General features: G+C 62.8%; 18 protein-coding genes. 5 read left to right on the top strand and 13 right to left on the bottom strand.

Annotation, left to right across the window (positions count from 1 at the left end; all coding sequences use genetic code 11):
* Positions 1-297 precede the first annotated feature (297 nt).
* The 9 genes from K7G82_RS22705 to K7G82_RS22665 all read right to left on the bottom strand — a co-directional run bounded on the left by K7G82_RS22705 (position 298) and on the right by K7G82_RS22665 (position 9,191).
* A complete protein-coding gene (locus tag K7G82_RS22705) occupies positions 298-915 on the bottom strand; it encodes a hypothetical protein (protein WP_222992234.1) in 618 nt (205 codons plus the stop codon).
* 118 nt (positions 916-1,033) lie between these two features.
* Entirely contained in the window at positions 1,034-1,777 is a 744-nt protein-coding gene (gene arsH, locus K7G82_RS22700) for an arsenical resistance protein ArsH (RefSeq protein ID WP_222992233.1), read from the bottom strand.
* Positions 1,774-2,805, bottom strand: coding sequence for an ACR3 family arsenite efflux transporter (gene arsB, locus K7G82_RS22695; protein WP_222992232.1), 1,032 nt, complete (start codon positions 2,803-2,805; stop codon positions 1,774-1,776). Before arsB ends, arsH begins: the two co-directional genes overlap by 4 nt.
* Entirely contained in the window at positions 2,805-3,230 is a 426-nt protein-coding gene (gene arsC / locus K7G82_RS22690; RefSeq protein WP_222992231.1) for an arsenate reductase (glutaredoxin), read from the bottom strand. The genes arsB and arsC overlap by 1 nt, the downstream gene beginning before the upstream one ends.
* Positions 3,231-3,241: 11 nt before the next feature.
* Positions 3,242-3,571 carry an ArsR/SmtB family transcription factor gene (locus tag K7G82_RS22685; RefSeq protein ID WP_222992230.1) on the bottom strand — a complete coding sequence of 110 codons (330 nt, stop codon included), beginning with the start codon at positions 3,569-3,571 and terminating at the stop codon, positions 3,242-3,244.
* Positions 3,572-3,653: 82 nt separating this feature from the next.
* Positions 3,654-4,565, bottom strand: coding sequence for a creatininase family protein (locus tag K7G82_RS22680; protein ID WP_222992229.1), 912 nt, complete (start codon positions 4,563-4,565; stop codon positions 3,654-3,656).
* 35 nt (positions 4,566-4,600) lie between these two features.
* Positions 4,601-5,356 carry a DUF3471 domain-containing protein gene (locus K7G82_RS22675; protein ID WP_222992228.1) on the bottom strand — a complete coding sequence of 252 codons (756 nt, stop codon included), beginning with the start codon at positions 5,354-5,356 and terminating at the stop codon, positions 4,601-4,603.
* Positions 5,335-6,204: a serine hydrolase domain-containing protein gene (locus K7G82_RS22670; RefSeq protein WP_222992227.1), complete on the bottom strand. Its 870-nt coding sequence runs from the start codon at positions 6,202-6,204 to the stop codon at positions 5,335-5,337. The genes K7G82_RS22675 and K7G82_RS22670 overlap by 22 nt, the downstream gene beginning before the upstream one ends.
* Positions 6,205-6,230: 26 nt before the next feature.
* Positions 6,231-9,191: a TonB-dependent receptor domain-containing protein gene (locus K7G82_RS22665; protein WP_246623796.1), complete on the bottom strand. Its 2,961-nt coding sequence runs from the start codon at positions 9,189-9,191 to the stop codon at positions 6,231-6,233.
* Positions 9,192-9,650: 459 nt separating this feature from the next.
* Between K7G82_RS22665 and K7G82_RS22660 the strand changes: the two genes are divergently transcribed.
* The 3 genes from K7G82_RS22660 to K7G82_RS22650 all read left to right on the top strand — a co-directional run bounded on the left by K7G82_RS22660 (position 9,651) and on the right by K7G82_RS22650 (position 13,780).
* Positions 9,651-10,223, top strand: a complete 573-nt coding sequence (locus K7G82_RS22660; protein ID WP_222992226.1) for an RNA polymerase sigma factor — start codon at positions 9,651-9,653, stop codon at positions 10,221-10,223.
* Complete coding sequence (locus K7G82_RS22655; protein WP_222992225.1) at positions 10,220-11,188, top strand: FecR family protein; 969 nt, start codon at positions 10,220-10,222, stop codon at positions 11,186-11,188. Before K7G82_RS22660 ends, K7G82_RS22655 begins: the two co-directional genes overlap by 4 nt.
* 375 nt (positions 11,189-11,563) lie before the next feature.
* Entirely contained in the window at positions 11,564-13,780 is a 2,217-nt protein-coding gene (locus K7G82_RS22650) for an NACHT domain-containing protein (RefSeq protein ID WP_222992224.1), read from the top strand.
* A gap of 314 nt (positions 13,781-14,094) precedes the next feature.
* Here K7G82_RS22650 and K7G82_RS22645 read toward each other — a convergent pair whose 3' ends face one another.
* Positions 14,095-14,568, bottom strand: a complete 474-nt coding sequence (locus K7G82_RS22645; protein WP_222992223.1) for a hypothetical protein — start codon at positions 14,566-14,568, stop codon at positions 14,095-14,097.
* A gap of 450 nt (positions 14,569-15,018) precedes the next feature.
* Between K7G82_RS22645 and K7G82_RS22640 the strand changes: the two genes are divergently transcribed.
* Positions 15,019-15,978, top strand: coding sequence for an alpha/beta hydrolase (locus K7G82_RS22640; RefSeq protein WP_222992222.1), 960 nt, complete (start codon positions 15,019-15,021; stop codon positions 15,976-15,978).
* 15 nt (positions 15,979-15,993) lie between these two features.
* On the opposite strand, the gene K7G82_RS22635 is transcribed toward K7G82_RS22640, so the two are convergent.
* Positions 15,994-16,698 carry a YjjG family noncanonical pyrimidine nucleotidase gene (locus K7G82_RS22635; RefSeq protein WP_222992221.1) on the bottom strand — a complete coding sequence of 235 codons (705 nt, stop codon included), beginning with the start codon at positions 16,696-16,698 and terminating at the stop codon, positions 15,994-15,996.
* A 109-nt stretch (positions 16,699-16,807) separates the two neighbouring features.
* On the opposite strand from K7G82_RS22635, the gene K7G82_RS22630 reads away from it, so the two are divergent.
* Positions 16,808-17,251, top strand: a complete 444-nt coding sequence (locus tag K7G82_RS22630; protein ID WP_485118496.1) for a GFA family protein — start codon at positions 16,808-16,810, stop codon at positions 17,249-17,251.
* A 164-nt stretch (positions 17,252-17,415) separates the two neighbouring features.
* Here K7G82_RS22630 and K7G82_RS22625 read toward each other — a convergent pair whose 3' ends face one another.
* Entirely contained in the window at positions 17,416-17,748 is a 333-nt protein-coding gene (locus tag K7G82_RS22625; protein ID WP_222992219.1) for a hypothetical protein, read from the bottom strand.
* 112 nt (positions 17,749-17,860) lie between these two features.
* The gene (locus tag K7G82_RS22620; RefSeq protein WP_343228627.1) at positions 17,861-18,400 is read right to left on the bottom strand and encodes a GNAT family N-acetyltransferase; all 540 of its coding nucleotides are present in this window, start codon (positions 18,398-18,400) and stop codon (positions 17,861-17,863) included.
* Between the last annotated feature and the right edge of the window lie 286 nt (positions 18,401-18,686).

Below are 18,686 nucleotides of genomic sequence, written 5' to 3'. Positions count from 1 at the left end.
TTCAGGATGTCTCAATAGTGTCCGCAACGGCCGAAATTGGGGAGCGTTTCCCACATGGTAGACATGCAGCCGCCTATGCGCTGAGCGAATGGCCGGTTCTGGCAGAAGCCGCCGGCCCAGGCCCGATCGGCGAACGACGCATTCTGGTCGGGAGCCGCCATGTCGCCCGCCGTGATCAACGTCAGCTATCCCATTGCGCCGTTCCGCAAGCGGTCAGGCAGAAGCCGCCCAATCTCAGTCGTTCGGTCCCTCTACCGAAAGCGGCTGCTTTAGAGAATTTATAAGCTTGAAATCGCTCTAGAATATCTCCGACGCGGCGACGGCTTCGCCGTGGCGGCGGATGCTGAGGTGCGCGAAACGGGCGGGCAGGCGATCGATGCCGCTGCCGCCGATATCGATCCACGACGTGACCTCCAGATCGTCGGGCAGCGCGCGGATATTGGTGCAGCCGCGAAGATCGAGTTGCGCGACCGATCCCATGCCGGCGGGCAGCGCGGACAGCTTCGTGCAATCCCGAACATTGAGCCTGCCGCCGCGCAGCCGCAGATCGGCGGGCAGGGCCTTGAGCGCGCCGCAGCCCGCCAGATCGAGAAACGCCACGTCCAGCCCGGCGGGCAACGCCTCGATCGCGGTGCATCCGCTCAGGTCGAGCGATCCCGTGCGCAGGCCGGACGGAAGCGAGACGAGCGACCGGCAATCGACCAGCGACACGCGGATATCGGCCTCCAGCTGATCGTCCAGCGCGACAAGGGGATCGCCCCGTCGTTCGAAGATACGGGGATTGTTGCTTGAAGGCGCGGGTGAGGGGGCGGGCGGGGGCGGCGGCGCGGGCGCGGGACCGGTCGGCGCCTTGCGTGCGCCGCCATCCTGGCCACCGCCGGTCAGGATCGCCAACAGGCTTTGCAAAAGGGACATGATTTCCTCCCCGGTCAGGCGGCGCGACGCGCCATGTCAGGTCTATCGATCGCAGACATTGGATGCCGGGTCGAGTCCGCCGGCGGACGGCGCAGGCGCCGCGCATATTCCAGTGCGGTCAGCGCCGGCCGATCGCGACGGCCGAATGGTCCTCGGCCGCCATGCTCGGGCCCGCCGCCTTGCGTTCGGAATATCGATCGACCAATTGCCGGGCGTGCGGGCGCATCAGCACGGTGATGCGCACCAGTTCCTCCATCACATCGACGATCCGGTCGTAATAGCCGGACGGCCGCATCCGGCCCGCCGCGTCGAACTCCTTATAGGCCATGGCGACCGACGACTGGTTGGGGATGGTGAACATCCGCATCCAGCGGCCGAGCAGGCGGAGCGTGTTGACGGCGTTGAACGATTGCGATCCGCCGGAAACCTGCATCACGGCCAGCGTGCGCCCCTGGGTGGGGCGCATGCCCTTCATCTCCAGCGGCAGGTGATCGATCTGCGCCTTCATGATGCCGCTGATCTGGCCGTGGCGTTCGGGGCTGCACCAGACCTGCCCCTCCGACCATAGCGACAGGTCGCGCAGTTGGTGGACGGCGGGATGGTCGTCGCCGGCGACCTGGTCGGGCAGCGGCAGGTCCGACGGATCGAAGATCCGCGTTTCGGCGCCGAAAAATCGAAGCAGCCTGGCGGCTTCCTCGACGGCGAGGCGCGAGAAGGAGCGTTCGCGCAGCGAACCGTAGAGCAGCAGGATGCGCGGCGGCGGCTGATCGTCGCCGATGCCGAGCGCGGGCCGGGCCAGCGCGAATGCGGGATCGAGTGCGGGAAGATGGCCGGGATCGGGCAGGGGGCGGATGCGGTTCACGAAACGGTCTTCCTTTCATACCAGCCGCGACTGCGCTTCGCGATCGCGACGACCGAGAGCATCACCGGCACTTCGACCAGAACGCCGACGACGGTGGCGAGCGCCGCGCCGGACTTGAGCCCGAACAGCGAGATCGCGGCGGCGACCGCGAGTTCGAAGAAATTGGAGGCGCCGATCAGCGCGGCGGGCGCCGCCACGCACCAGGCGACGCCGAGCCGGCGGGACAGCCAATAGGCGATGCCGGCATTGAGATAGACCTGGATCAGGATCGGGACGGCGATCAGCGCGATGACGAGCGGTTGCGCGACGATCCGATCGCCCTGGAAACCGAAAAGCAGGATCAGCGTCGCCAGCAGCGCCATGAGCGAGGCGGGGCCAAGGCGACGAAGCAGCCGCTCGAGCGCGGGCGCGCCACCCGACGCGAGCAATGACCGGCGAAGGGCCTGTGCGACGATCACCGGCACGACGATATAGAGCGCGACCGACAGCAGCAGCGTGTTCCAGGGCACCGTCACCGATGCCACGCCGAGCAGCAGCGCGACCAGCGGCGCGAACAGGAAGACCATGAGCAGATCGTTCAGCGCGACCTGGCTCAGCGTATAAGCCGGGTCGCCATCGCACAGGTTCGACCACACAAAGACCATGGCGGTGCAGGGGGCGGCGGCGAGCAGGATCAGCCCGGCGATATAGGACGCGATCTCGCCGGCCGGCAGCAGCGGCGCGAACAGCCAGCCCAGGAAAACCGTGCCGAGCGCCGCCATCGAAAACGGCTTCACCGCCCAGTTGACGAACAGGGTGACGCCCACGCCGCGCCAGTGGCGGCGAACCGCGCCGAGCGCGGCGAAGTCGATCTTCAGCAGCATCGGCACGATCATCAGCCAGATGAGCGCCGCGACCACCAGGTTCACGCGCGCGATCTCGGCTGCGGCGATCGCGGCGAAGGCGCCGGGCAATGCCTGGCCCAGCGCGATCCCGGCCAGGATGCACAGCGCCACCCAGAGCGAGAGATAGCGTTCGAATGCCCCCATCAGCGCAGCCGCCGGCCCGCATCGTCGATCACCCGCTCGCCATCCTCCTTGGCGAAGGCGCCGCGCTGCGGCGCCGGCAGGATATCGAGCACCGCCTCCGACGGGCGGCACAGGCGCACGCCGAGCGGCGTGGCCACCAGCGGACGGTTGATGAGCACCGGATGCGCCATCATCGCATCGACAAGCGCGTCGTCGCTCAGCCCTTCGTCGTCCAGGCCCAGTTCGGCATAGGGCGTGCCTTTTTCGCGAAGAAGCTGGCGCGGCGTGATCCCGGCCCGCGCCATCAGGGCGATCAGCATGGCTCGCGACGGCGGCGTCCGAAGATAATCTATGACGTGCGGCTCGATACCGGCATTGCGGATCATCGCCAGCGTGTTGCGCGACGTGCCGCATGCGGGATTATGATAGATGACGATATCGGTCACGGGGCAGCCTTTCAGCAGCAGGTGAGCTCGGCGAGCAGCGGCTCGCACAGTTCGGCCCGGCCCTGGCAACAATCCCTGGCGAGGAAGGTCATGAGCGCGACCAGCGTGGAAACGTCGGCGCGCTGGATCTGCTGGCGGCCGCGTTTCTCGGCGATGACGAGCCCCGCTTTCGCGAGCACGGCGAGGTGCGTCGAAAAAGTGCTCTGGCTCAGGCCGCTCGCCGCGACGAGCGCGCCGGTCGACAATCCTTCCGGCTCATGCCGGATGAGCTGTCGGAAGGTTTCCAGCCTGGTCGGGTGCGCGAGCGCCGCCAGCGCGGCAAGGGCTGAATCGGTATTCATTCATCGGAAAATACCGATGTTTTTGGATGGGTCAATTGCCATCGGATATTCCCGATGAATTGAGCGGCCCGCCGGCGCGGTTTCAACGGCAGGGGCCGGCGTCCTTCAGATAGGTGCGCAGTTCGTCGGTCGCATGGCGGACGCGGATCGCGGCATAGCGCTTGCCGAGCGCCACCGTCGTCCTGCGCGGATCGCCCGAAAAACCCTCTTCGTTCATCCTGCCGTTGCCGCCATTGGAAACGTCGCCGGCGCGCAGCAGCTTCATCCGCACCGATCCGGGTTTGGCGGCCAGCGTTTCGGCGGTGTCCCACAATCCGCCATGGCCGCCGGCGGGAATGCCCGCCGCCATGCTTTCCGCCTCGATCTGCCGGCGCGCGCGATCATAGCCGCCGCCGACGAAGAACACGCGGACGCCCCGGCCGGCATATTCGCCGTCGAGTTTCGCCGCGAGCGTCCGCAATTCCTTTTGCCCGTTGCCGTGATCGCCGAGCAGGGCGACGCGCCTGAAACCGCCATCGACCAGGCTGCGCGCGATCTCCTCGTTGAGTGCGATGAAGGTCTGCGTCGATATCCCGATGCTGCCCGCGAAGGCGGCGTGGGGATCGCCCCTGGGGCTGCTGTTGGGCGCGAAGGGCTGGACGGGGGCGACGATCGCGTCGCCCAGGTTGCGCGCGATCGCCTCGCCATAGGCGCGCGCGCGGAAGATATGCTTGCCCAGCACGACATGCGGGCCGGTCTGTTCGCCGCCGGCGCTGAAGATGATGCCGACCGGGCAGCCCGCATCGAGCTTCGCGCGCACTTCGTTGGTCGTCATGTCCTCCAGGAAGACGCCGGGGCCCCGGCCCGCGGCGAATGCGGCGCCGGAAACCGCCTGCGACGCGAGCAATGCGGCCACGGCAAGCAGATGCGCCGATCCGGCGGGCGTCGCTTTTCGCGCCGAGCGCCCCTGATGCGGTTTCGTGCGATATGGATTGCGCCGGATTATCGTCTGCATGGCCGATCTCTCCCGATGTCCGATATGTCGTGGTTTCAGTTCCCGGCGGCGCGCGAAAACAGCATGTTGTAGTTTCGCGCGTCGCCGTAGATCAGGCTCGATATCTTTCCGCGCCGATCCCGAATGAAGTTCACCAGCCCGTCCGGCTGGAAGGTGAAGATGTCGCCACTGATATGATCGAGCGTAAGCCCAGGCGCCCTGGCCAGCTGCAGGAGGATCCGGCCCCTGGAATATCGAACCGAAAAACAGCCATTCCCGTCCACGCTGCAATATCGCCCGGCATAGTCCGCCATATTCGCATGCGGGCTGAAATCGACCTTGTGGAGCGCGATGCTCTCACCCTGCTCCGTTTCGAAGGTCAGCCTGTTCCCGTCGCCGAACAGATAGGATCCGCCATTCGCCTTCCATTGCCCCGGCGCCGTCGCCTGTGCCTGGCGGCCATCGATCGAAAGCAGGCCGCCGGCGCTGGCGAAGCGCACCGGCTGGCCGGATACGCCGTTCACATACAGCCCGTCGGGCCGGCGCGGTTGTGCCTGATCCACCCCGGGCGCGCGATGATCCGGCAGGAAGATATCCGCGACGCGATGCCCGATCGCGACGGGGCTGACGTCGCCGGCGTTGCAGAGCAGGGCGATGGAAAGGCGCTGGGCCGGATAGCGGGCAAGCCATGCGCGATAGCCGCCCGTCGCGCCGCCATGGCCGATTTCGCGCAGGCCCCGATAGCGCGTTTCGAACAGGCCCGCGGCATAGCTGATCCGGCCGCCGCCGTTCAGGGCGATGCCGCCTTCCATCTGGCTGGTGAAGCCGGGACCCAGCCGACGGCATCGAGCGCGGCGTTCCAGCGCTGGAGATCGCGGACGGTCGTCAGCAGCCCGGCATTGCCATAGGCATCCTCGATCGTCTGGGCGACGACATAGGCCTTGCCCTCCCGGTTATAGGCATGGGCGCGGCGCGGCACGACCGTCGCGTGATCGTCGCGCCAGCGCGTATCGTCCATGCCGAGCGGCGCGAAGATCCGCGCCTTCGCGAAGGCCGCCAGCGTCTCTCCACTGGCTCTCTCCACCACGATCGCGAGAAGATTGTAGTTGCTGTTGCTGTAGAGATAATGGCTGCCGGGCGCGAAATTCGGTGCGGTCTGGCGCGCGAGAATGTCCAGCACATCGGCGTTGGTGGATGCGCGGCTGTTGCGCGGCCATCCGCCGATCACCGAAACCCCGCCCCAGTCGCGCAGGCCGCTGACATGGTGGAGCATGTGCCGGATGGTGATGCGCGCGCCGTAATCGGGCAGTTCCGGCAGATATGCGCGGACATCGTCGTCCAGCCGGAGCTTGCCGTCGCGCGCCAGGAGGAGGATCGCGGCGGCGGTGAACTGCTTGGACGCCGATCCCGCCTCGTAGATGCTGTCGATCCGCGCCTCGACGCCGAGATCGAGGTCCGCCGCGCCATAGACGCGCTCGGCGCGCGTTTCGCCGTCCTGCATCACCGATACCGCGCAGCCGGGGCTGGCCGCGCCCGACCATCGGGCGAAAACCGCATCCAGCCGGGCGATCCGTTCCGGGGCGGTTTGCGCCGGGGCAATGGCGGGCGACAGCAGACCGATGCCGATCGCCGTTATCGGATACAAGCCACGCTTGATCATGGAATTTCTCCCGGCCGAAAAGCCCTTCAGAATTTCAGCTTCACGCCGCCGGAAAAATAGCGCCCGACCGGATCGTAATTGTTGCTCCGGTAGCTGGCGAGCGCCGGCGCCCTGTCGAACAGGTTGTTGACGTTGGCGAAGATCGTGAACCGTTCCAGCGTGGCGCGCAGGCCGAGATCGACATAGGTGCGACTTGCGATCCGGTTGTTGGCGATGTTGAGCAGGCTGTTGAACAGGCCGCCATCGACATAGCGCAGCCGCAGATCGGCGCCGAGCCGGCTGTCCTCATAACCGATGCTGGCGGAGGCTTTCCATTTCGGGGTGGTGAAGCCCACGCTGTCGCCGACATCGCCCGCACGGTCATAGACGTTCACGCCGTCGTTTATCTGCAGCTTGAACACATGCGTCGCCAGCGCGCGGATGCGGATGCTGGCGTCGCTCGCACCGCCCAGCCGCTCGAGCGGCAGGACATAGGATGCCTCCAGGTCCAGCCCGCGCGTCTTGTACGCCGCCAGGTTCTGGCGGGTGCTGTAGAATGTCGTGATGTTGCCGGCCGCGTCGCGCGCGATCAGCGCGCACAGCGCCGTATTGCCGTTGAAACATTGCGTCAGCAGATCCTGCGCGCCGACGGTGCCGATCACATCGGCGATGTCGATCCGGTAATAATCGGCCGAGATGCGGAAACCGGGCGCGAAGGACGGCGAATAGGATCCGCCGATCGTCAGCGTATTGGCCGTCTCCGGCTTCAGGTCCGGATTGCCGCCGGTATAGCGGATATAGGAGACCGAGACATTGTTCCTGAACGGATCGGCGATCGTGCCCGTGCTGGTGCTGACCCCGGTATAGAGTTCGGTGATGCTGGGCGATCGGATGTCGCGCGAATAGACGGTGCGCAGCAGCAGATCGTCGAACAGCCGCAGCGTGCCGCCGGCCTTCCACGTCCAGATGCCGCCACTGGTGCTGTAGTCGCTGTATCGTGCGGCGCCGTTGAGTTCGAGCGCGGCGCCCTTCACCTTGAGCAGCGGCAGGACGACCTCTCCGAACGCTTCCTTGACGGTGAAGCTGCCGTTGAGCGCGCCGATCGAATAGAGGAACGCGCCCGCATTGGTCAGCGGATCGCGGTAATCGGTCGTCATCTCCTCGCGTCGCCAGTCGACGCCCAGCGCGATCGAGACCGGCCCGGCCCAGGTGGAAAAGGGATCGCCCCGCAACGCCGCGCTCGCCGCATCGAGCTTGGTCGTCTGGATCACCTTGCTGCCGCCAAAGGCATAGGCGATCGCTTCGGGCGAGGCATTGCCTCGCCCGAACAGGTTGAGCGGGCGGCAGGGCGTGTTGGGATCGGTCAGCGCGATCCGGCAGACGATCTGATCGGTGGCCGGATTGCGGACGGCATCGAGCGCGTTGTTGAAGGTGAGGAGATTGCGCTGGTTGTAGGTATATTGTTCGTTGCGCAATTCGCCATGATCGTAGGAGGCGCTGTATCTCCAGCCGCCGCCCAGCGAACCCTCTATGCCCACCGCGCCTTCCACCGCGTCGCGCTGATAGCGGTAGCTGACGCCGCCGGCCGGCCCGATATCGTCGAAGATGCGGCCGAACCGGAAGGTCGCCGGCCCCGATGCGAGCTGCGCGCGGAGCGCGGGGGAGAGGAAGGGATTGTCGCGCGAGATCGCGAAGCCGCCGCTGGTGGCGCTGGCGCGAAAGGCCTCGGGAAACATCTGGTAGCCATCGGTCCAGATCCGCGTCCAGCTCGCATCGACCCAGAGTTTCGCGGCGTCGCTCAGTTCGAAGCTCGCCCGCGCGAACAGGTTCAGCCGCTCATAGGGGGCGCTGACCGGATAATAATCGCTGGTGCTTCGGCCATTGCCGCCGATGGTGGTGGTGCTGTTGCTCTGGCTGCCGGGAATGAAGGGGCTCAGGCTGCCGTCGGGATTGAAGACCTGCCCGGCGAGTGCACCGCTGCGGATGATGCCGCCGGGCGCCGCGTCGACGAAATTGACGTCGCGCGCCAGCAGCAATTGCCCGTTGGGGAGGGTGAATGTGTTCGCGTCCAGATTGGGGCGCGATCCGTCGTTGCGGCCGAAGATGCCGGCGTCGTGCAGATATTCGCCCGCCGCCATGACATGCCCGCGTCCGCCCGCGAAACGCGTTCCCCAGCTGATCTCCGCGCCATGGCGCGCGCCGTCCCCGCGTGAGGAAATGCCCGTGCGCGCGCCCACCGACAGCCCTTCCAGCCTGTCGTCCAGGATGACGTTGACGACGCCCGCCACCGCGCCCGATCCCCAGGCGGCGGAGGCACCGCCGGTCACCACCTCGACGCGCTTGATCAGGCTTTGCGGAATGCTGTTGAGATCGTCGCTGCCCACGAAGCGATGGCCGTTGAGCAGCGTGAGCGTGCGGACATCGTCCAGCCCGCGCAGATCGGCTGCGGCCCGGCCGCTGGAGGCGTTGGCGCCGGTGGTGGAGGGGGAGATCGTCGCGCGGAATTGCGGCAGCTCGTTGAGCGCCTGGCCGACGCTCACCGGATTGCCCAGCCGCAGATCGGCGGGGTTGATCACCGTCGTCGGCGTCGGTGCGTCGAAGCCCGCACGCGCGATGCGCGATCCGGTGATGACGATATCGGCCTTTTCGCTGTCGGCCAGGGCGGTTCCGTCAGCGTCCTCGCCCGATGACGCGGCCGCGACGGGGGCGCCCTGCACGATCGCGATCGCGCCCGAGCTTTGCCGCTGCGCCTTGAACCCCGTGCCCGCCAGGATCGCGGCGAGCGCCGCCTCTGCCGAGACCGCCCCCCTCGCACCCGCCGATCGTGCGCGCCGGACGTCGTCGACCTTGTAGATGACCTGCAGGCCCGACTGGCGGGCATAGGCGTCGAGCGCGGATTTCAGGCTGCCCGCGGGCACGCGATATTCGCGGAGCTGCGCCTGGGCGGGCGCCGCGATCGCCGCGACGCAAACCCCGCATGCCAATGCCGCCGCCATGTTCCTGATCATCGTCATCCCCCTGATTGGCCGGCCACGTTCCCATGGTCCATCGAGGGGGCAAGACAATCGGGTATCGCAAAGCCGTAATGTCGCAAATTTCGTTCGCCGGATGAGGAGAACGGGATCATCTCCTCCCTGCGCTTCAGCGCGGGGAGGGGGACCGCGGCGCGAAGCGCCGTGGTGGAGGGGAACTGCGGTGCGCAATTCCTTGCTGTATCCAAAAGAAATTGTTCGGAAAATAGGACTCGAAGCCCCCTTGTTGCGTCGGCATCGCATTTCCCCTCCACCACCAGCCTTTGGCTGGTGGTCCCCCTCCCCGCGCTGAAGCGCGGGGAGGAGAGGGCTTGTCGCGCAGACCCGATCGTCAGATCTTCCGCACATAATCGCAACCGGACATTACGGCTTTGCCGCGCCCGATTGTCATGGGGCATATATCGAACCAGATGTTGAGAGGAATCCGGCGGGCGGATGATCGACAGCAAGACCCTCAATGCCTGGTTCTGCCAGGAGGTGCTCCCCCTCGAACGGGCGTTGACGGCCTTTATCCGGCGCAATTGGAGAGTGGCGGACGAGGTGGTCGATATCCGGCAGGAAATCTACGAACGCGTGCTCAGCGGCGCCAGCAACGGCCTGCCGGCCCATGCGCCGTCCTTCGTCTATACATTGGCGCGCAACCATCTGATCAATTCCGCCAAGCGCGCGCGCATCGTGTCCTTCGATCTGGTCGCCGATCTCGAAAGTGTCGATCGCGATGTCGACATGCTGGCCGCCGACCGCCACCTGACCGCGCGCGACGAACTGCGCCGCGCGCAGGAGGGGCTGGCCCGCCTTTCGCCGCGCTGCCAGGAAGTGGTGCGCCTGCGCAAGCTGGAAGGGCTGAGCACGCGCGAGGCGGCGGAGCGGCTGGGCGTGGGCAAGGATGCGGTGGAACGTCAATTGGTGATGGGCATGCGCGCGCTCGTCGACTTCATGGCCGGGGGCACGGGCAAGATCGTCTGGCAGAATCGCCAGCGCGCTCGCAAGACGCGGGGTGAACCATGAGCCCCGCCGCCGAAATCGAGGATCGCGCCGCACAGTGGCTGATGCGCCGGGAAGAGGCCGACTGGTCCGATGCCGAGCAGGCCGCGCTCGATGCCTGGCTCGACGCGTCGATGGCGCACAAGGCGGCCTATTGGCGGCTCGAACATCATTGGCGCAGGGCGGACAAATTGCGCGCGCTGGGCGGCGGCACGGTCGAGCCCCTCGAAACGCGGCGGGAACGGCCCCGGCGCATCTGGTGGACCGCGATCGCCGCATCGCTGCTGGCGGTGGCCGGCGCCGGCGCCGCGATCTACGGCTTCGGGCCGGAAAAGCCGCAGGCCATCGCGGATGCGCGCTTCACCACCCCGGTCGGCGGGCACCGGATCGTGCCCCTGTCCGACGGCAGCCGGATCGAGATGAACACGGCGACGCTGGTGCGCACCGCGATGACCGGGGAAAACCGCGAGGTCTGGCTGGACACGGGCGAGGCCTATTTCGAGGTCGCCCACCGCGCGGGGCAGCCCTTCATCGTCCATGCCGGCAGCCGCACGGTGACGGTGCTCGGCACCAAATTCTCGGTGCGGCGCGACGGCGAGAAGGTGACCGTTTCGGTTCTGGAAGGGCGGGTGCGGGTGGATGATGCGAGCGCGCAGACGGTGCCCGCCGCGATCATCACCGCCGGCGACATCGCGATCGCGCGCGGCCCATCGACCCTGCTTGCCGCCCGATCGGAGGAACGCGTGGAAAGCGCGCTCGCCTGGCGCAACGGCATGCTGACCTTCGATCAGTCGACGCTCGCCGAAGCCGCCACCGAGTTCAACCGCTATAATCGCAAGCGCATCGAGATCGCCGATCCGGAAGCGGCGGATATCCGCATCGGCGGCACCTTCCGCGCATCGGGCGTCGACGATTTCGTGGCGCTGCTGCGCGATGCCTATGGGCTGAAGGTGGAGGCGGATGCTGCGGTGATCAGGATTTCGAGTTAGGTCGCAGGCTTAGGGGGCGACTGCAACTGGGTGGGCTTTTGCCTGACCGCTTGCGGAACGGCGCAATGGGATAGCTGGAGTTGATCACAGGGGGGCGACATGGCGGCTCTCGACCAACTTAAGCCGTTCCCCGCGCGCGCATGAATGGCCGCTTCCGCCCGAACCTGCCAGTCCCATTCCATTGAGCAGTCTGGCCGCACTGCCATTGGCAGTCGTTTCAGAGGTCGTTTTCTAATCCGGGAACCGGACTAACCGAGGGACTTCCCAGGCGCCCAGGACTCGCAACTCGGCTGCCACAGCGCCTTTACCGATCAGTTTGCAAAATGGCCGATGCTACGCCAATGATGGCCTACGTCAAAATAATGGGGGTGGTGGATGTCTTGGGCCAAGCTGGAAAGCGAAGTTCGAGCCGTAGTAAATTTACGCTACGGGAGGGCTGCGGAAGCTATTAGACTAGATAATGGCGTAAATCACGATTGCGTCTGCAAGATATCTGAGCGCAATTGGGTCATTGTTGAAATAACAAGAAATGATAACGTAGATAAAATAAGAGTTGATGTCAACCGCCTCGTCATGACTAGATCGCAAAAATTCACTCAGAATCATATTATGTGTGAATGTATAATTGTTTTAGGATTTGAACCGACACCATCTATGCGTGACGCTGCAGAATCGAATGGCATACAAATTTTAAGTGCGTCCAGATTCATTTCAATATTTTTTGACCAAGGTCGGTACAACAGTGTTCGCAATGATGTGCAGTTCGGCAGCGCGGTCGATATAATTTCAGGAAATCCTGATACGAGACCATACATTCCTGTATCTTACGATGATAAGACGCGATCAAAATCATACGACATTAACGAAATTTCTCGCAAGCTTACGTCAGGCCAGAACGTTGTTTTAACGGGGTCTTTTGGTTCTGGAAAAAGCAGATGTTACAAAGAAGTATTTTCGGTGATTTCGAATCAAGAAAACACTTACTGTATATCAATAGACCTCAGAGAAATCGGGGCACTGGCATCAGATCATCAGATAATACGTGCTCATTTTGAACAAATCGCCCTTGACGATCTCGGCGAACCTGCGATTCGCCTTTTAAATACTGGTAGACTCATCATTTTGCTCGATGGATTTGATGAAATGGGTGGCGCTCAATGGAGCGACGATCCGCAAAGGTTGAAGGAAATTCGACGGCGAACGCTGGCCCCCGTACGTAAATTAGTTGAGAAATCAAGGGCGACATTCATATCCGGTCGCGATCATTATTTTAATAATGATGAAGAATTACTAGATGCATTAGGAATTGATGCTGACAAGAGCGTGCATTTGGAGTGCCAGGAAGAATTTTCTCAGGAACAGATTAATCAATTTTTGAATAGCTATGAAATTGATACAGCCCTTCCTGATTGGCTTCCGAAAAGACCTCTTCTTTATCAGATAGTTGTTGAACTGACTGCTGCAGGTCAGCCTATTATGATTGACAAAGCAAATGGTCATGCTGAGCTATGGGACCACATCGCTAAACTAATTTGCCGCCGAGAGGCTCGTATAAATCTTAACTTTGAAGAAGATATGATTTATGATCTTTTGAAAAGAATTGGACGTCAAAGTCGAAAATATAGAGATGATGTTGAGCCTGTAACTTTGGAAGATTTGAAATCTGCGTATAAAAATATACGTGGATACGAGCCTGCAGATGAGGATGCTGTATTGTTACAAAAGCTTCCGGGGCTAGGAAGAATTTCATACGATTCCAATGATCGTCGGTTTGTAGACAAATATCTTGTAGATGGGTTTAGAGGTAGCGACCTATCCACTTTTTTGCATATACAAGATGAGGATTTATCCGACGATACTTGGATCAACAGCCTTGAGGCGCTGGGCCTGTCCATAGTTGGCAAGGAGATTTCCGAATGTTCACTATTGTCTCCAGTTCTTGCGCTTGCAAAGCGCGCCGCAGATCGTGGAAATAGTGTGCTTGCGGCGGATCTTATTTCGGCAATAGGATTTTCCGACTATGAAGAAATTGACGGCGGCGGGATGGTTATATCCGGAGCAGAGATAAGAATTCTCGATCTATCATTATGTAGATATAAGAATATAACTTTCGAATCTTGTATTATTCACCATTTGCAAGTTCCATCATACAAGGCTGAATTTATCAGAATTAAATATTGTGAAATTGGAAAAATCATCGGAGTGGCAAACAGGCAGGGGGTGCCAACATGGATTTCAGAATCTAATATTGGAGAGTTTGATAATATTGGCAATATAGCAAGTATTAAAAATTTGAAACTTTCTACCGCACAAAGAATTCTATGCGTCATTTTGCATAAAACGTTCTTTCAGCCCGGTCGGGGCAGGCAAGAAGAAGCTTTGCTTCGCGGTTTGGGGCAGGTCGACCAAGATAATAACACCCGGGATATTCTCAGAATTCTCATCCGAAATGGTTTTCTGAGCACTGAGAGGGGACGCCATGGTCATCTTTATGTGCCGGATATCCGCAAGAAACCAATCGCTTCCAAGATAATTAATCTGCAGGCTCAGTGTGGCGAGGCGGTCTGGGACGAGGTTTCGGCTTTGACTTAGCCGGGGCATGGAACGGCAGCTATCGAGTTTTGCTGACGCGAACCAGCCGGTCCGCAATCAGCCAGCGATGGCACGCCTGAGCCCGTGATCCCGCGTCACTGGAATGTCCGCTGTCGAGTTAAGAAGCTGCAATTCGCGAGAGGTGTAGCGAACGGTCGCTTTGTCCCAAGTGCGGGCAACCCCACACGTCGGGGATAGAGGCGGCTTTCAGAAATACCCGAAGCCGTTCGGGACGGCCAGGTTTGAGGCGTTTTCATACGCGAGGATAAAGGCCGGGGTGGCAGGATGAAGGGATGTTGCCTCGCGTTGTTCGCTCACCGCCTTGAAAGATAGTGGTAAGCGTCCTCGATCGTCTCGTGCGCCCACGGAATTGACGATAAGGGCTCGGTGCTGTTTTCTCCCAACTCCAGCGTTCGAACTGCTTCGCGGCAGCCATCGCCGACAACGACGGCAAAGTGGGACCTGTCCGATCCGGTCTGGTGCGCTGCGTCGTAGACGAGTTCGAGCATGTCGCCCCAAACGTAATCCAGTTTTCGAAAATCCAGGATCAGATTGATTGCATCGGCCCCAGCGGCTCCGGCGAGAGCGGCGGCATACATGAATTTGGCATCCGTATTGCCGGCGGAGCCAGGGCGATAGATGCCATCGTAGGCGACGATGAGAATGCTGGCGTGCGCTCCGTTCGCAAGCTGGTAGCTGACCTTGATGTCACTCAATTCGCTCAGCGAGAATGGCGTAAGTTCAATGTCCCGCGACGTCCGTCTCCACCCAATCAGATAATCCGCCATATATTGATTGATGGCGGGGAATGTCCCGACTGGCAATGGCGGGCTCGCATCGATTCCAAATGCGGAACTGCAGGTAAGAGGCTTGATTATCTTCAGTCTGGCTCCTTTTTCTCCCAAGCACTGGGATGCCGCTGCTGAAACTCGGCCAAGAATAGATCGCGTGCGCGCCTTAGCAGTGCGATGCCCTCCGCGTCGCAGTCCGATGCCTCCGCATCGTCGATCACGCCGAATAGGCCCGTGAGCACGAAGCCATAATAATCGGCATCTGTGTAGGGTGGGGAGTTCTCATCGGCTGTCGGCATGGCGTCAGCATGTTCGACAGGTTGGAAGTCCGCAAGTGGGGTGTCAGCAGACGGGCCGCTTCATGAGGCCCCACCCCGGGACATTACGGCTTTAGCCGCTTCGATTGTCGATCCTGCCGGGATTCCATCAAATCGGGCAGGCTTCGGAATGAAACGCATCGGACTCATCTCGCTGTGCCTTTCGGCGAGCCTCGCCATGGCGACGGCGGCGCGGGCCGACGAACCCTTTCTGAAGCTCTCATCGCATGACATGACCTCCGCCGAGGGGCTCGCCTATCGCATCATCGTCGCGCCACCCGAGGGGCCGGCGCCGGCGACGGGTTATCCGGTGATCTATGTGATGGACGGCAATGCCTGGACGCCGATGGTGTCGGAGGTGATCCGCACCAATCTGGATTTCGGCGGGCGCAGCAAGGTGGAGCCGGCGGTGGTCGTCGGCATCGGCTATCCGGTCGACGGCGTCTTCGACATGAAGCGCCGCCCGCACGACCTGACCACGCCGACTGATCGGCCGCGCCCCACCACCGGGGTCGTGCCCGCCAATAGCGGCGGCTATGAGGCGATGATCCGCTTCGTCCAGGATCGGGTGAAGCCCGATATCGAGAAACGCTTTCCGATCGATCGCACGCGCCAGACCTTGGCGGGCCATTCATTGGGTGGACTGTTCACCCTGCGCACGCTGATGAACCATCCCGACTGGTTCCAGACCTATCTCGCGCTCAGCCCCTCGATCTGGTGGCACGATGCGGCACTGATCGGGGAAGCGCTTGCGCTTGCGCCAAGCCCGGCGCAGGGCGCGGCGCGCGTCTATATCGGTGTCGGCGAGGCGGAGGAATATATGTCCGCCAGCTATCAGGCGGAGATGGAGGCCGAGGTGCGGGCCCGGCTCGCCGCCGATCCCAAGGCGTTCGGCGGCGGCAGCGTGCAGGCGATCATGGCGCGCCGGCGCGGCCAGGACTATCATATGGTCGAAAATGCCCGCGATATGGCCCGGATCCTGGGCGACAAGGGGCTGAAGGTCCGTTTCGACCTGTTCCCGGAGGAAGACCATTTTTCCGGCCTGCCCGCGCAATTCGGCCGCGCCGTCCCGTTCGCGCTCCGCAGATAGGCGATCCTGCCCGGATCACCCCGATGCCAGCGCGGCCTGGATCTCGTCGAGATGCGCGACCTCGAATGTCGGGGCGATATCGGCGCCGCGTTCGGCCCTGGCCGGATTGTACCAGCAACTGTCGATTTCGAACCGGCATCCGCCGGCGATATCGGCATCCAGGCGATCGCCCACGATGATCGCCTCGCTTTTGGCGAAGGACCGGAACTTGCCGGCCGAATATTCGAAGAAGCGGATATCGGGCTTGGCATATCCGCAGGTTTCGGACGTCGCGACGAAGGACAGCCATTGGCCGAGCCCCGAATTGGCGATGCGCCGGGCCTGCACGGTTTCGATGCCGTTGGTGATGATGCCGATTTCGCCGATGGCGGACAGCGCCGCGCACAGGCGATCGGCGCCGTCGACCAGCACCACGGTTTCGGGCAGGCAGGCGAGATAATGCGCGCTCGCCGCATCGGGATCGGCATCGATCCCGAGCGTCGCGAAGGTTCGCCGGAACCGTTCGACCTTCAGCGCGTCCTTGTCGATCCGGCCCTGCTCGAATTCGCGCCAGAGCGCGGCGTTTTCGCTCTGGTAATGCGGGAGGATCGACGGGGCCTCATCGCCGAGCCCCATGATCGACAGCGCCCGCGCGAACGACAGCGCCTCCGACGCCCTGAAATCGAGCAGCGTATCGTCGAGGTCGAACAGGAACCGGCGGTATTTCATCGCCGCGGCCATATCCGATCGCCAGACGGGGCGGCAAGATCGCGGGCGCGTCCGCTGATCGGGCGATCCGCTGCCACCGGAATCCGGGAGCGGCAACCGAAAGCGCGACAACGCCGATATCATGGAATATGCCGGCGGGATGGAGAGGCGGGCCACTTGCCACTGCGGAAACCTTGCCTTGCTGTGCACCGGCGAGCCCATCAAGGTTTCGCTCTGCCATTGCCTCGATTGCCAGCGGCGGACCGGATCGCTGTTCAGCGTCGCGGCGTTCTTTCTCAAGGATCAGGCACGACCGGCCGGTGGCCCGGCCAAGGTCTTCCGCCGGGGATCGGCCAGCGGCTTCGACGTCGATTTCCACTTTTGCGGCGAATGCGGTTCCAGTCTCTGGTGGGAGCCGCAACGCATGCCGGATCGGGTCGGTGTGGCGGTGGGGGCCTTTGCCGATCCCGGATTCCCGATGCCGGAACAGGCGGTCTGGTGCGACGAGCGGCATCGATGGCTTGAGCTTCCCGATGCGATCGCGGGACATGATCGCAGCCCGGCGCGGGGCGGACAGGGCGGATAGCTGGTGATGGCATCAATGGCGGGCGTGGGTTATGTTCGCCGGAACCTTGGTCGAGCCGGTGGGTCAGGCTCGGCAAGGTGATCAGCCGGGGCCTGGAGACAGGCAGAAGAGCATCCACCGCTCCCCCGGCACCAGTTTCCCGCTGATGCCCCATTTGCGGCCGTTCAGGCGTCCGGCTGCCATTCCATGTAAAGGCCTACATCCCCAGCCAGACCGACAACGTTGAGACGTTCCATCGTGTCGGACATTAGCTGCAGCATTTGCTTATGTGGCAGCGCCGAGGCGGGTGCGTTCTCCGGTCCCAAGAAAGCGACCTTTGTCCCGACGAATAGAACGTATCCATCGTTTTCTCCGCCGAAATTGCCCCAGTACGTAGCAAGGCCGGCCCTCCTTGCCGCGATCTGTCGAGGGTCGGTGCGCGCCTCAAGATCTTCAATCTCATCGGGTAATATCATGAAACGTAGGCCGTAAAAGGCGACACAGGCGCTTGCGCTCATATTCCCTCCATTGTCGAACGCTCACATAAGCTGTCAGACTGCTCATCACCCAATGTCGCCCGTCCTCGGCAATCTTCGCCGGTCCACCGTTCAGGCGACGACGCCTCCTCCATCAGCCGCGATCCCAATCGCCCCGATCCAGCCGATAGACCGCCGTATCGCGGACAAAGCCCGTCCAGGTCCGCAGATCGGCCTTGCGGATCTCCACCTGTTTCGCGCCGAGTTTCTCGACCGCGCGCATCGAGCGGGTGTTGCGGGTGTCGACGCGGAACTGGATGGCGGCGAAGCCATGGGCGAAGGCGCGATCGATCATCAGGCGCTTCATCGCCGCATTGAAGGGGCCGCCGCGCATCCGGGGCGCGATATAGGTGGCGCCGATCTCGATCTGGCCGGGTTCGTCCAGGCCGATATAGCTGGTCATGCCGACCAGTTCTTCGTGATGGAGAACCGCGAACATCACCCAGTTCGGCCGCGCGCGGATGAAGGCCAGCGAACCGTCGAAACGATCGCCGACCATCGCGATGGGATAGATGTGCCAGATATCCGGATCGGCAGCACACGCCGCGCGCAGCGGTTCGACATGCGCATCCGCGAACGGCAGCAGCGTCACCGGCGGCGACGTCATGCCGGTTGCGAAGCCATCGATGCCCACCGATCGGTCTCCCCTCATCCCGTTGCGCGCAGGATCGCGCCCGATTGCAGCGAAATTGCGGCGAGCCGTTGGCGCGGCCGGGCGGTGTTGACGATCCGGACCGGCGGGGCGAGAGGGGCGGCGGGGACTCGCGGGATTGCCACGCTTTCCGCCGCGGTCGCGCCATCCAGGCGGCGCCCGGCGACATCCGGACCCAGCCCGAAATATCCGGATCGGAAATTAATGCTGCCAAAATTTCAAATAAGGCTGCTTTAATCCCGATTATAAATGTACTATCGCACCCGTC

It is taken from the genome of Sphingomonas colocasiae (assembly GCF_019880585.1).
In the GTDB taxonomy this organism is placed as follows: domain Bacteria; phylum Pseudomonadota; class Alphaproteobacteria; order Sphingomonadales; family Sphingomonadaceae; genus Sphingobium_A; species Sphingobium_A colocasiae.
Note: the sequence above shows the minus strand (reverse complement) of the source record. Positions and strands in the feature narration are given on the sequence as shown.

Coding starts and splice junctions, on each gene's coding strand:
- K7G82_RS22660 (WP_222992226.1), top strand. CDS start 9,651: ATGATCGACAGCAAGACCCTCAATGCCTGGTTCTGCCAGGAGGTGCTC.
- K7G82_RS22705 (WP_222992234.1), bottom strand. CDS start 915: ATGTCCCTTTTGCAAAGCCTGTTGGCGATCCTGACCGGCGGTGGCCAG.
- K7G82_RS22675 (WP_222992228.1), bottom strand. CDS start 5,356: ATGGAAGGCGGCATCGCCCTGAACGGCGGCGGCCGGATCAGCTATGCC.
- K7G82_RS22665 (WP_246623796.1), bottom strand. CDS start 9,191: ATGATCAGGAACATGGCGGCGGCATTGGCATGCGGGGTTTGCGTCGCG.
- K7G82_RS22635 (WP_222992221.1), bottom strand. CDS start 16,698: ATGGCCGCGGCGATGAAATACCGCCGGTTCCTGTTCGACCTCGACGAT.
- arsB (WP_222992232.1), bottom strand. CDS start 2,805: ATGGGGGCATTCGAACGCTATCTCTCGCTCTGGGTGGCGCTGTGCATC.
- K7G82_RS22645 (WP_222992223.1), bottom strand. CDS start 14,568: ATGGCGGATTATCTGATTGGGTGGAGACGGACGTCGCGGGACATTGAA.
- K7G82_RS22630 (WP_485118496.1), top strand. CDS start 16,808: ATGGAATATGCCGGCGGGATGGAGAGGCGGGCCACTTGCCACTGCGGA.
- K7G82_RS22680 (WP_222992229.1), bottom strand. CDS start 4,565: ATGCAGACGATAATCCGGCGCAATCCATATCGCACGAAACCGCATCAG.
- K7G82_RS22655 (WP_222992225.1), top strand. CDS start 10,220: ATGAGCCCCGCCGCCGAAATCGAGGATCGCGCCGCACAGTGGCTGATG.
- K7G82_RS22685 (WP_222992230.1), bottom strand. CDS start 3,571: ATGAATACCGATTCAGCCCTTGCCGCGCTGGCGGCGCTCGCGCACCCG.
- K7G82_RS22625 (WP_222992219.1), bottom strand. CDS start 17,748: ATGAGCGCAAGCGCCTGTGTCGCCTTTTACGGCCTACGTTTCATGATA.
- K7G82_RS22650 (WP_222992224.1), top strand. CDS start 11,564: ATGTCTTGGGCCAAGCTGGAAAGCGAAGTTCGAGCCGTAGTAAATTTA.
- K7G82_RS22640 (WP_222992222.1), top strand. CDS start 15,019: ATGAAACGCATCGGACTCATCTCGCTGTGCCTTTCGGCGAGCCTCGCC.
- K7G82_RS22670 (WP_222992227.1), bottom strand. CDS start 6,204: ATGATCAAGCGTGGCTTGTATCCGATAACGGCGATCGGCATCGGTCTG.